This window comes from Halosolutus halophilus, assembly GCF_022869805.1.
Taxonomy (GTDB): Archaea; Halobacteriota; Halobacteria; order Halobacteriales; family Natrialbaceae; genus Halosolutus; species Halosolutus halophilus.
Genome location: NZ_CP094974.1, coordinates 2,705,801 through 2,717,428, shown reverse-complemented (window position 1 = coordinate 2,717,428; position 11,628 = coordinate 2,705,801). Strand labels below are relative to the sequence as shown.

Here is an 11,628-nt window from a genome sequence, read left to right as displayed (position 1 = left end):
GTCGGTTCCCGTCGGCCGGCGAACCGACAGGACGATAGCCCAGGATACGCGAGTAGCGTGCACGCGGATGACACGGACCCTCCTCGTCGCCGGCACTGCGAGTCACGTCGGCAAGTCGACGGTCGCCGCCGGCCTCTGTCGCCACCTGGCCGATCGGGACATCTCGGTCGCCCCGTTCAAGGCACAGAACATGAGTAACAACGCCCGGGTCGTCGTTCGCGCCGGGCCGGCGTCGAACGTGGACGGTCCGGGTGCGGACGAAGACGCGACCGCTGGACGCGACGCCGCGGCCGACGACCGCTGGGGGGAGATAGGAGTCTCACAGTTCGCACAGGCCCGTGCGGCCCGGTTGACGCCGACGACCGATTGCAACCCGGTCCTGCTCAAACCTCGCGGCGAGGGGGAGAGCCAACTGGTGTTGCAGGGGCGGGCCCACGAGCACGTCCCGCCGGGAACCTACTACGACGAGTACTGGGACGACGCGCGAGCGGCGGTCGAGGAGTCCTACCGTCGGCTGGCGGCCGATCACGACGTGATCGTCGCCGAGGGTGCGGGCAGCATCGCGGAGATCAACCTGCACGACCGTGACCTCGCGAACGTCGAACTGGCTCGCATCGCGGACGCCGAGATCCTCCTGCTGGTCGACATCGAGCGGGGCGGCGCGTTCGCGAGCCTCTACGGGACGATCGAACTGCTGCCCGACGATATCCGGGAGCGGATCGTCGGCGCGGTCGTCACGAAGTTCCGCGGCGATCCGTCGCTCCTCGACTCCGGCATCGAGGAGATCGAATCCCGGACCGGCGTCCCGATCCTCGGCGTACTCCCGTACGACGATCCTGGCCTGCCGGAAGAGGACAGCGTCGGCTTGCCCGCGACCGGCGAGAGAGCCGTGATCGGCGAGGACGACCGCGTCCCGGCCGATCGCCGCGTGACGATCGCGGTCCCGCGACTGCCACGTCTCTCGAACGCAACCGATCTCGAGGCACTCGCGGCGGAACCGGGCGTCTCGGTGGCGTACGTGCCGGTCGATGCCGACGTCGGCGACCCGACCGATCGACTCTCGAACGCGGACGCGGTCGTCCTTCCGGGGACGAAGAACACCGTCGACGATCTGCTCGCGCTCCGAGCGGCGGGGTACGACGACGCGCTCGAGGCGTTCGACGGACCGATCGTCGGCCTCTGCGGTGGCTACCAGTTGCTGGGCGATCGGCTCACCAACGCGGCGCTCGAGGGAACCGGGGCCGACGACGTCGTCGACGGGTTCGGCTTGCTGCCGGTCGAGACGCGGTTCGAGGGCGAGAAGCACCTCGAACGGACGACGGTCTCGGTCGACGGTTCGGCTTCGCCGCTACTGGCCGGTGCCGACGGGACTGCCTCGGGATACGAGATCCACGCGGGGCGGACGGCGGCGCTCGAACCCGTCGATCGGCCCCTTGGTGACTCGAGCGCCGCCGTGGGGGCCGTGCTCGGCACCTACCTCCACGGCGCGTTCGACAACGCGAACGTCCGGGAGGCCTTTCTCACCGCCGTCGCCGCGTCGGCGGGCGTCGATCGACCGGCAGGCGGGACCGGCGATGTCGCCGCGAGGCCCGCGGACGAGACGCCGTTCGATCGGGCTGCGACGCTCGTCCGCGAGCACGTCGATCTCGCGGCGCTGGGTGCGCCGTTCCAGTGAAAACGGACCCATCACGCTTCGAGGTCGTCCGGCGACGATCGTTCCGACGCTGTGGCGGGATGCCGACCCGCTCAGGCCGACCCGTCCCGGTACGTCCCGAGCAGTTCCTCGAGGATGATACACTCCTGGTCGGTCGGATCGTAGTGGGTGTCGATGAACCGTTCCGCGGCCTCGTAGTTGCCCCGAAGTCCCTGTTTCCGGACCGTGATGACGGCATCGAGGAAAAAGGTGCCACCGTCGGTACCCAGCGCCTTCCCGTGGTCCTCTTCGCTGATGTCGAGTTCGGCCTTGATCTCGTCGAAGTTGAATGTCTTCACCTCGTGGTCGGCGTTGACCAGAGTGAGTACGTACTCCGCGGAGAACCGATAGAACTCGGATTTGCTCTCGAACATACCGTCTTCGACGAGCGCGTCGATCTGCTCGACCACGTCGTCCGGGTACCGGACGGTATCCTTCGCCATGTCATCTCGTTTCACGTTCTGGCTCATTATTGTTTCGACGCGTATCACCGTTCGTCCGTTTCGTACGTGCCTTGGTCCCTGATCGACGGCGGTGAGGCGGGCGAGGACCCTCCCCGAGTTCGTGCACCGACTCTGACCAGTCACTGAAACCACGAGTCCGCACTGACTGGCATGCAAGCGAATTCGCGCGTCCTCGGTGATCGACTACCCGTCCGGTGGACTCGCCGACTCGACCGATCGATCGAGGAGATTGTTCGCAGATATGACGAATGACGGACTAGAAATCGTTTAGAGACCCCCTCCGACTAACTGCGCACGGTACCGCAACTACCTGCAAATTTATTATTTATCGTGCGCAACAGTGAGACGCAATGGTAGACGAATCCGAACTCCGCGAGCAGATGATCGACGCGTTCGAAGGCGCAGATTACCCCATCTCGAGTCCGATGGACCTCGTGCCGGCACTGCCGAACGGACCGGGAACGAAGTTCGAGTCCGGTGACTACTCGATCACCGCGATGGAACTCAACACCAAGACGTCCGGTGGTGACTTCCCGTACGACGACCCCGAAACGTTCGTCGACGACATCATCGAGGACCTGAAGGAGCAGGGCGAAATCTAGGAACCGCTCCTGCGGTCGAGGGGCCGATCCGTATCCGTTCGACCGTCGTTCGCTACCCGGGGCAGCGGCGCGTTCCCCGGTCATCGATTTCCGACGTCGACGCGGCCGCCGGTCCCGTATCATCAGGTTTTTATTTTGGAATGTTATCGAGGTAAAAGAGAGCGGTCCGCCGGAATCGGTGGGCCAGTGGGCTTTCGAATCTCTGCGTCGAACCCGATCGAGCGGACTCCACATGGCAGGAACGAACCGGGACGACTGGATCGTCGTGATTACGGGATCGGACGAGCGCCAGCGCCGGCTTCTGTCGGCGCTTCGAGACGAGACGTCGATGACGGTCACTGCGCTGCCGCCCGACGCCGACTTCGAGACCCGTCTCGACCCGCCCCCGGACGCCCAGGGGGATGCTGTCTCAGGTCGGAACGACGAGGCGACGACTCGTGACGACGGCCAGCGGACGGCTGCCCGTCCGGCTGGTATCGTGGTCTCGCTCGATCGGCCGACCGCGCTCCGGACCACGCTCGAACGCGTCCACGAGGAGGCCCCGTCCGCCCCGACGATCGTCGCGCCACGAAACGGTTCCGAACGGGTCGCGACCGCCGCTCTTCGGGGTGGCGCGACCGAATACGTCCCCGCCGAGAGCGACGAGGACGCGATCGATCGGATCGTCGCGGCGATTCGGTCCGAGCGCGACGCCGAGCAGGAGAACAACGTGGAGCCGGAAGCTACAGACGAGTGGCGGGTACTCCGCAATCTCGCCGACGAACTCCCGGACGAGGCCTTCATCATCGGCGAGGAGGGGACCTATCTCGACGTGAGCGTCCGTCCCGACGCTGCGGAGCTGTATACGCTGTCCCACGACAAACTGGTCGGGAACAACATCGACGAGGCGTTTCCGAGTGCCACCGCAGCACAACTCCAGTCGTGTATCGACCGCACGATTCGAGCCGGTGAAGCGCAGTCGATCGAGTACGAAGCTGAGACGAGCGACGGGAAACGTTGCTACGAAGCACGGATCGTTCCGATCGACGACGAAATCACGGAATCCAGTGCAGTCCTGTGGTTGGCACAGGACGTCACCGAGCGCGCCCAGCGCGTCAGCGAACTCCGGTCGCGGCGCGATCGGCTCGAGACGCTCAACAGGATCAACGCGGTGGTACGGGAGGTTATCGAGACGCTCGTCGAGGCCCCCTCGCGGGACGCGATCGAACGCGAGGTCTGTGACCAGCTCGTCGACTCGGAGCTGTACTGTGGCTCGTGGATCGCCGAACGGACCACCGATCGGCAACTCGCCTACCGGACCGGATCCGGCAGTGCCGACACCTTCCTCGAGAGGGCCAGGGAGCTACCTGCCGATCGGCAACCGCCGCTGCAGCGGGCGGCTGCGACCGGCGAGGTGCAGACGGCGAACGGACTCGCCGAGGCCGACGCGCTCCCCGAGCCGCTACAGGAGGCTGCGGCCGACGACGACGTGGCGTCTCTGATCGCCGTCCCGATCAGTCACGAGGACGCGACCTACGGAGTTCTTACCGTGCTCGCGAGTCGCGACGACGCCTTCAGCGATCGCGAACAGGCCGAGTTCCGGCTGCTCGGCGAGTCGATCGGGTTCACGATCCAGGCGGTCAAGAACCGCCAGTTGCTCTTCGCGGACACCGTCGTCGAACTCGAATTCCGCATCCACGGCGGCGATACCCTCTCGTTCGACCTCTCCGAGACGTACGACTGTACCTGCTCGCTCGAGTGGGCCGGGACGACGGCGAGGGGCCGGTCGTTCCAGTTCGTGACCATCGAGGGACTCGACGGCGAGACGGTACTCGAGGAAGCGACCGATCACGACTCGGTCGAGTCGTGTCGGGTCATCCACGACGGCGCTCGTCGCTGCACGATCGAACTCCAGCTGTCCCGCTCGGGCGTCCGGACCCTCGCGAATCACGGGGCGACGATCCGGGACGTGACGGTCGAGGACGGCGTCGGCTCGTGTCTGGTCGAGGTGTCACAGGACGCCGACGTCCGGGAGATCGCCGAGGCGCTGACCGCCGTCTACGAGAACACCGACCTGGTGGCCCGGCGGGAAGTCGATCGACCGGTCCTGACGGCCGCCGAGCGCCGCTCCCGGATCCTCGACGAGTTGACCGATCGCCAGTTGACGACGTTGCGGCTGGCGTACTACGGCGGCTTCTTCGACTGGCCACGCGAGAGTACGGGCGAAGAAATCGCCGAGGCGATGGACGTCTCGCCGCCGACGATGCACCAGCACCTCCGGAAAGGTCTCAAGACGGTCCTCGGCGAGTTCTTCGAGGAAGGCAGCGGGACCGAGTAGCGCCCGTTCGGTCGGCTAGCCGGCGGGTACAGCAACAGAAACCGCCGATCCGACGGGAGCGGGAAGTGGTAGGTGGTGTGTTCGAATGGATTCCCGCCGTCGGACGGCCTTCGTTCGAGTCGAAGGCACGGCGGGCTACGAACCGGATACGGAAAACGTTATTCAATACCGATGTCCGTCGCGAGTCCCCCGGTCTGCGACGGGCGAGCCACGGACCGCCTCGATCGCGTTCACGACGGTTCGAACGACTCGAGTGCCCGATCGAGTGCGGTATCGAGACAGCCCGCGGCGAGCAGCGCCGCGACCGCCTCGAGGTCCGTGTGGATGGGGCGGTCCGTCGTCAGCGGTGGGACGACTTCCCGGACCAGGTCCCGGACCGCACTCGTGCCGACGCCGAGCGAGAGGTCGTCCGCCGCGAACGCGTCGTCGACGTACTCGGTGGCCTCCGTCCCGCAGACGAGTTCGGCAGCCACGATCGTCCGGGCGTTCTCGACGGCGGTTCGCGCGTTCAGTCCGGCCTGTGCGCTCATGCTGACGTGGTCCTCCTGGTTCCCGCTGACGGGCGTGTTGTCCGTCGATGCGGCCCCGATCGATCGCATCTCGTTGAGCAACGCCGCGGCCGTGTACTGGGCGATCATGTACCCCGATTCGAGACCGCTGTCTGCGGCGAGAAACGGCGGGAGGTGGTCCTCCTGGAGGTTCGGGTTGAGAAGCCGATCGACCCGCCGTTCCGCGATCGCCGCGAGGTCGGTCAGCGCGAGGCGGGCGTACTCGAGTCGGAGGGCCAGCGGTGTGCCGTGGAAGTTTCCCCCCGAGAGGACCGCGCCGCGATCGGTGCCGGAGGCGCGATCGTCGACGTCGTCCGCGGGGAAGACGAGCGGATTGTCCGTCGCGCTGTTCAGTTCGATTTCGACGGCCTCGCGAAGGTGTGCGAGCGCGTCCCGGACCGCGCCGTGGACCTGCGGGAGACAGCGCAACGAGTAGGCGTCCTGGACCCGATCGCAGTTGCGGTGGGCCTCGACGATTTCGCTCCCGTCGGTGAGCCGACGGATCAATTCGGCACTCTCGCGCTGGCCGGCGTGTGGGCGGACGTCCTGGATCGCCTCGGCCGACGTCGCCGTCGTCCCCAGCGTCGTCTCGGTGGTCAGCGCGCCGGCGGCGTCCGCGGCGCGGACGAGTCGTTCGCCGTCGACGACGACCATGGCCGCGAGGGCTGCCGTCAACTGCGTTCCGTTGATGAGGGCGAGTCCCTCTTTCGGGGCGAGCGACAGCGGTTCGCGATCGATCGCCGCGAGCGCCTCGTCACCGGACACTCGGCGTGTCGTCCCGTCGTCGGTCCCGAGATTTGCGCCGTCGACGATCGCCTCGCCCTCGCCGATGAGCACCAGCGACATGTGAGCGAGGGGGGCGAGGTCGCCGCTGGCTCCGAGGCTCCCGCGGGACCTGACGACCGGGTGGACGCCCGCGTTGCACATGGCCACGAGCGCGTCGACGACCCGTTCGCGAACGCCCGAGTACCCCTTGACGAGGGCGTTGATCCGCGCGACCATCATCGCACGGACCTCCTCTCGCGCGAGTTCGCGACCCGCGCCCGCAGCGTGACTCCGGAGGAGGTTGATCTGCAACTGTTCGAGGTCGTCCGGCGGGATTCGTTCGTCGACCAGTTCGCCGAACCCGGTGTTGAGACCGTACACGGCGTCACCGCTCTCGATCACTGATTCGACCCTGTCGCGGGACTCGCGAACCCGATCGCGGGCCGACTCGGGGACGCTGACCGGTGCGTCGTCGCGAGCGACTGCGACGACGTCCGCCGGCGTGAGGCTCTCGCCGTCGAGTTCGACGGTCGTCGTCATCGTCCGTCACCTCGTGGCGATTCCAGCGCGTCACCCGTCCCGGTCGTCGTCGCGATCGATCGTGGCCCCCACGCGCACGACCGCGGAAGGCCCATGCCCGTCATCTCGAAAGGGGTGACCGCATGCCAGACGCAGCAATCGTCGTTCTCGCGGGTACAGAATCGCCGTCCGACCTCGGTCGCGTCGTCAACGCCCTCCAGGTAACCAAGGAGTTCGACGACGCGGGTGACGACGTCGAACTGATCTTCGACGGGGCCGGGACCCAGTGGGTCGGCGAACTCGAGGACGAGGATCACGACTACCACGCGCTGTACGCGGCAGTCGCCGACCACGCGCAGGTCTGTGACTACTGTGCCAGCGCCTACGGCGTCGAGGACGAGGTCGACGCGAGCGAGGCCGACCCGATCGACGAGTTCGAGGGCCATCCGAGCATCCGCTCGCTCGTCGGCGACGGCTACGAGATCATCACGTTCTAACCGGCCGAAATCGAGTCGTTCTCCCCGTTCGATCGGTCGCGTCTGGGCGTTCGCCCGCCGCTCGATCGGCCGCCGAACCGTTCGAACGGAATCCGCTGCACGCGCTGCGGTGGTCATGGTCCCACCTCGACGCCCGTTTTGATGACCGTATCGACGGCCGAGCTATCGAACCGGTACGCGAGGTGGACGAAGGACGGGGCCTCGAGTACCACGGCGTCCGCTGGTGCACCCTCGCGTAGCGTCCCGGTCCCGTCGTCTCGATCGATCGCCAGTGACGCGTCGTGAGTCGCTCCACGCAACGCCTCCGCCGGCGTGAGCCCCATCTCGACGGTGGCGAGCGTCTGGACGAATTCCATCGTGCGGGCGTGACAGTTCGGGTTGAAGTCCGTCGCGAGCGCGACGGGTGCACCCGCCTCGAGGAAGGTTCGGGCGTCGGCGTACGCTTCGCCGAGGCCGAACGCCGTCGCGGGCAGGAGCACGGGAACGACGTCCGCCGCCGCGAGCGCCGCCGCGTCTTCCTCGGTCGCGTGGAGCAGGTGGTCCGCACTTGCAGCCCCGAGGTCGGCGGCCAGTTGCGACCCGCCGAGACGGGTGAACTCCTCGGCGTGGACCTTCGGGGTGAGACCGGCCGCCGCCCCCGCTTCCAGCACGCGCCGCGACTGGGCGACGTCGAAGACGTCCGCCTCGCAGAAGACGTCGCAGAACTCGGCGATCTCCTGGTCGGCGACGGCCGGGACCTGCTCTCCGACTACCCGCCCGACGTACTCGTCCGCCTCTCGCCCCTCCGGCACCGCGTGGGCTCCCATGAACGTCGGCACGACGTCGATCGGGTGCCCGTCGGCGACTCGATCGATCGTCTCGAGCAGTCGTAGTTCGGTCTCGACGTCGAGTCCGTACCCCGACTTGACCTCGACGGTGGTGGTTCCGCTGGCGAGCATGACGTCGAGGTGCGCCCGCAGATTCGCGCGCAGGTCCGCGTCGCTCGCGTTCCGGGTCGCACGAACCGTCCGAAGGATGCCGCCGCCCTCCGCGAGGATCTCCTGGTAGCTCTTCCCCCGGAGTTTGGCCGCGAACTCGTCCGATCGATCCCCCGCGAAGACGGCGTGGGTGTGCGGGTCGACGAACCCCGGCACGACCGCGTTTCCAGCGGCATCGATCGCCGTCTCGGCGTTCTCGGGCGGATACTCGCGCGTGATCTCGTCGCTCGACCCGACGGCGACGACCTCGCCGTCGATCGCGGCGAACGCCGCGTCCTCGCGGATCTCCAGCGGCCCGTCGTCCGACTCGCGGTCGATCGCCCGCGAGTCGTCGGGTCCCGCGGCCGGCCCGACGATCAGTTGGCCCGCGTCGTAGACGACGCAGGTCGAACCGTCGGGGTGGCTATCGGCCGGCGAGGTACCGGTCATCGTCGCCCCTCCAGATAGCCCGCGAGAACGTGTGCCACGGCTCGCGCCGCGGCGTCGACGGTCAGCCCGTCCCGATCGAGCGGCGGCGCGCACTCGACGATCTCGACGCCGGCGAGCCGATCGTCGCTCGCGAGCAGTCGCAAACAGCGGAACAGTTCCCGCGTCGTGACGCCGCCCGGCGTCGGCGCGCTCACTCCTGGCGCGGCGCTCGCGTCGAGGACGTCGCAGTCGACGCTGACGTAGAGCCGATCGACGTCGCCCGTCGCGTCGAGCGCTCGCATGGCCGCGTCCACGGGATCGTCCTCGACCTCTTCGGCCGTGACGATTTCGCCGCCGCGATCGCGAACGAACTCGTGGTACGTCGTCGAGTTCTCGAAGTGTCGCGCCCCGAGACAGGCGTACCGATCGAGCCCCGCCTCGAATAGCTGTCGGTAAGGCGTGCCGCTCGTGGGTCCAGCGCCGTCCCTGACTTCGCGCACGTCGAGGTGGGCGTCGAGGGTGACGACGCCGACCGAGCCCTGATCGAGCAGCGGGGCGACGTTGGGGTACGTGAGCGAGTTGTCGCCGCCGAGGAAGACGGGGAGTGCGTCGACGTCGTGGACGCGATCGGTCGCCTCGCGGACTGCGTGCTGGACCGCGTCGACGGAGTCGTCGGCGTCACCGTGCTCGTGGTCGTCGACCAGCGAGCGGAGGTCCCCGAGGTCGCCGATCGATCGGACCGGCCCGCCGTCGACGTGGTGCGTCTTCGTTCGCGCGAGCGATCGGCGGATCTCCAGTGGCCCCTCGCGTGCTCCCGCTCGTCCGATGACTGCCCCGTCGTAGGGTTCGCCGACGAGCACTGCCTCGACGTCGGACCCGCCGGACGCCGAGAGCCGATCGATGGCCACGTCCGCGACGACGTGACCGAACAGTTCGTCGTTCGGATCGGCCGATGCCGATCGAGCGGTCTCGTCCCAGCCGCCGGCGGCGTCCCAGTCGGGATGGGTGACGAACGTCGCCTCGTTCGCCGTCATTCCCGGTCCTCCATCGGGACGTGAACGCCCGACTCGCGGGCCTCGGCGATCGCGTCCTCGTAGCCGGCGTCGGCGTGGCGGATGACGCCCATCCCCGGGTCCGTCGTGAAGACGCGGCGGGCTTTCTCCGCCGCGAGGTCGCTCCCGTCGAGGACCACGTGGTTGTTCGCGTGGATCGCGTTGCCGATCCCGACCCCGCCGCCGTCGTGGACGCTTACGACGTCAGCACCGGCTGCGCAGTTGAGCAGGGCGTTCAGGATCGGCCAGTCGGCGACGGCGTCGGAGCCGTCTTTCATGGCTTCCGTCTCCCGGTTCGGGCTCGCGACGGAGCCCGCGTCGAGGTGATCGCGCGTCACGACGATCGGCGCGGAAACCTCACCGGACGCGACGAGGTCGTTGATCCGGAGGGCGAAGCGAGCGCGTTCGGTTAGCCCGTCTTCGTTGCCACCGGAACGATATCCCAGCCAGCAGACCCGTGCCGGGAGTCCCTGGAACTCGACTCGCTCCTGTGCGAGGTCGATCCAGCGGTGGAGGTGGTCCTTGTCGGGGAAGAGTTCTTTGACCGCCTCGTCCGTCCGGTGGATGTCGGCCGGATCGCCCGACAGCGCGACCCAGCGAAACGGTCCCCTCCCGCGGCAGAACAGCGGCCGGACGTACGCGGGGACGAACCCGGGGTACTCGAACGCCGCGTCGTGGTCGCAGTGGTCGGCGACCTGCCCCCGGATGTTGTTCCCGTACTCGAAGGCGATCGCGCCCGCGTCCTGCATCGCGAGGATCGCGTCGACGTGGCGCTCCATCGTCGCGAGGCTCTCCGCGACGTACGTCTTGGGGTCGTCCTCGCGGAAGCGATCGGCCTCCGCGACGGTGTAGCCGGAGGGGTAGTACCCCTCGAGTTCGTCGTGGGCGCTGGTCTGGTCGGTCACCACGTCCGGGACGAATCCCCGATCGAGCATCGTTTCCAGCATATCGGCCGCGTTCGCGTGGACGCCGACGCTGTAGGGCTCCCCGGCCTCGGCCGCGGCTTCGGCGCGCTCGATCGCCGCGTCCAGGTCCTCGGTCTTTTCCTGGCAGTACCCCGTCTCGATGCGGCGATCGATCCGCTCTTCGTCGACCTCGGCGGCGATGCAGACGCCGCCGTTCATCGTCACCGCGAGCGGTTGCGCGCCGCCCATGCCGCCGAGACCGCCGGTGACGACGATCTTGCCCCGCAACCCCTCCGTGTCGGGGTAGTGCTGGGTCGAGAGTTCCGCGAGCGTCTCGTAAGTCCCCTGGATGATCCCCTGCGTGCCGATGTAGGCCCACGAGCCGGCGGTCATCTGCCCGTACATGATCAGGCCCTTCGCCTCGAGTTCGTGGAAGTGCTCCCAGTCGTCCCACTTGCCCACGAGGTTCGAGTTGGCGATCAGGACTCGTGGCGCGCGCTCGTGGGTCTCGAACCGGCCCACGGGTTTGCCGGACTGGACGAGTAGCGTCTCCTCGTCCCCGAGTTCCCGGAGTTCCTCACAGATCGCGTCGTAGGCGTCCCACGATCGGGCCGCCCGGCCGGTGCCGCCGTAGACGACCAGTTCTTCGGGCTTCTCCGCCACCTCGGGGTCGAGGTTGTTGTTCAGCATGCGCAGCGCCGCCTCCTGTCGCCAGCCGCGACACTCCAGATCGGTGCCGGTCGACGCTCCCCGGTACTCGCGCCACTGATCGCTCGGTTCACCGACCGCCGAGTCGCGGGAATCGGACTCCTGCATGCGTCGGTGTTCGTCACTCACTTCCAAGGCCGTGTGGTGGGCGCACGCCTGTCCTTTTATAATTG

The 11,628-nt window shown here is 67.8% G+C and carries 9 protein-coding genes; 4 read left to right on the top strand and 5 right to left on the bottom strand.

What is annotated here, in order from left to right; genetic code table 11:
* Window positions 1–67 precede the first annotated feature (67 nt).
* Entirely contained in the window at window positions 68–1,675 is a 1,608-nt protein-coding gene (locus MUG98_RS13250; protein ID WP_265107923.1) for a cobyric acid synthase, read from the top strand.
* Between the two features lie 71 nt (window positions 1,676–1,746).
* Here the strand turns inward: MUG98_RS13250 and MUG98_RS13245 are convergent, their stop codons facing one another.
* On the bottom strand, window positions 1,747–2,136 hold the full coding sequence (locus MUG98_RS13245; protein WP_265107922.1) for a ribbon-helix-helix domain-containing protein: 390 nt from the start codon (window positions 2,134–2,136) through the stop codon (window positions 1,747–1,749).
* A gap of 371 nt (window positions 2,137–2,507) precedes the next feature.
* Between MUG98_RS13245 and MUG98_RS13240 the strand changes: the two genes are divergently transcribed.
* Together MUG98_RS13240 and MUG98_RS13235 are read left to right on the top strand one after the other, a co-directional pair.
* Complete coding sequence (locus MUG98_RS13240) at window positions 2,508–2,759, top strand: MTH865 family protein (RefSeq protein WP_265107921.1); 252 nt, start codon at window positions 2,508–2,510, stop codon at window positions 2,757–2,759.
* Between the two features lie 232 nt (window positions 2,760–2,991).
* Window positions 2,992–5,076, top strand: a complete 2,085-nt coding sequence (locus MUG98_RS13235; protein WP_265107920.1) for a bacterio-opsin activator domain-containing protein — start codon at window positions 2,992–2,994, stop codon at window positions 5,074–5,076.
* Window positions 5,077–5,306: 230 nt separating this feature from the next.
* On the opposite strand, the gene hutH is transcribed toward MUG98_RS13235, so the two are convergent.
* Complete coding sequence (gene hutH, locus MUG98_RS13230) at window positions 5,307–6,929, bottom strand: histidine ammonia-lyase (RefSeq protein ID WP_265107919.1); 1,623 nt, start codon at window positions 6,927–6,929, stop codon at window positions 5,307–5,309.
* A 122-nt stretch (window positions 6,930–7,051) separates the two neighbouring features.
* On the opposite strand from hutH, the gene MUG98_RS13225 reads away from it, so the two are divergent.
* Window positions 7,052–7,405, top strand: coding sequence for a DsrE family protein (locus MUG98_RS13225; RefSeq protein ID WP_265107918.1), 354 nt, complete (start codon window positions 7,052–7,054; stop codon window positions 7,403–7,405).
* 113 nt (window positions 7,406–7,518) lie between these two features.
* On the opposite strand, the gene hutI is transcribed toward MUG98_RS13225, so the two are convergent.
* From hutI to hutU, 3 genes are read right to left on the bottom strand one after another with little or no spacing between them, the layout of a single operon-like run.
* The gene (hutI, locus tag MUG98_RS13220; protein ID WP_265107917.1) at window positions 7,519–8,811 is read right to left on the bottom strand and encodes an imidazolonepropionase; all 1,293 of its coding nucleotides are present in this window, start codon (window positions 8,809–8,811) and stop codon (window positions 7,519–7,521) included.
* On the bottom strand, window positions 8,808–9,824 hold the full coding sequence (gene hutG / locus MUG98_RS13215; RefSeq protein WP_265107916.1) for a formimidoylglutamase: 1,017 nt from the start codon (window positions 9,822–9,824) through the stop codon (window positions 8,808–8,810). Before hutG ends, hutI begins: the two co-directional genes overlap by 4 nt.
* Window positions 9,821–11,563, bottom strand: coding sequence for a urocanate hydratase (hutU, locus tag MUG98_RS13210; RefSeq protein ID WP_265107915.1), 1,743 nt, complete (start codon window positions 11,561–11,563; stop codon window positions 9,821–9,823). The genes hutG and hutU overlap by 4 nt, the downstream gene beginning before the upstream one ends.
* Between the last annotated feature and the right edge of the window lie 65 nt (window positions 11,564–11,628).

Coding starts and splice junctions, on each gene's coding strand:
- MUG98_RS13245 (WP_265107922.1), bottom strand. CDS start 2,136: ATGGCGAAGGATACCGTCCGGTACCCGGACGACGTGGTCGAGCAGATC.
- MUG98_RS13235 (WP_265107920.1), top strand. CDS start 2,992: ATGGCAGGAACGAACCGGGACGACTGGATCGTCGTGATTACGGGATCG.
- MUG98_RS13240 (WP_265107921.1), top strand. CDS start 2,508: ATGGTAGACGAATCCGAACTCCGCGAGCAGATGATCGACGCGTTCGAA.
- MUG98_RS13225 (WP_265107918.1), top strand. CDS start 7,052: ATGCCAGACGCAGCAATCGTCGTTCTCGCGGGTACAGAATCGCCGTCC.
- MUG98_RS13250 (WP_265107923.1), top strand. CDS start 68: ATGACACGGACCCTCCTCGTCGCCGGCACTGCGAGTCACGTCGGCAAG.
- hutH (WP_265107919.1), bottom strand. CDS start 6,929: ATGACGACGACCGTCGAACTCGACGGCGAGAGCCTCACGCCGGCGGAC.
- hutI (WP_265107917.1), bottom strand. CDS start 8,811: ATGACCGGTACCTCGCCGGCCGATAGCCACCCCGACGGTTCGACCTGC.
- hutG (WP_265107916.1), bottom strand. CDS start 9,824: ATGACGGCGAACGAGGCGACGTTCGTCACCCATCCCGACTGGGACGCC.
- hutU (WP_265107915.1), bottom strand. CDS start 11,563: ATGCAGGAGTCCGATTCCCGCGACTCGGCGGTCGGTGAACCGAGCGAT.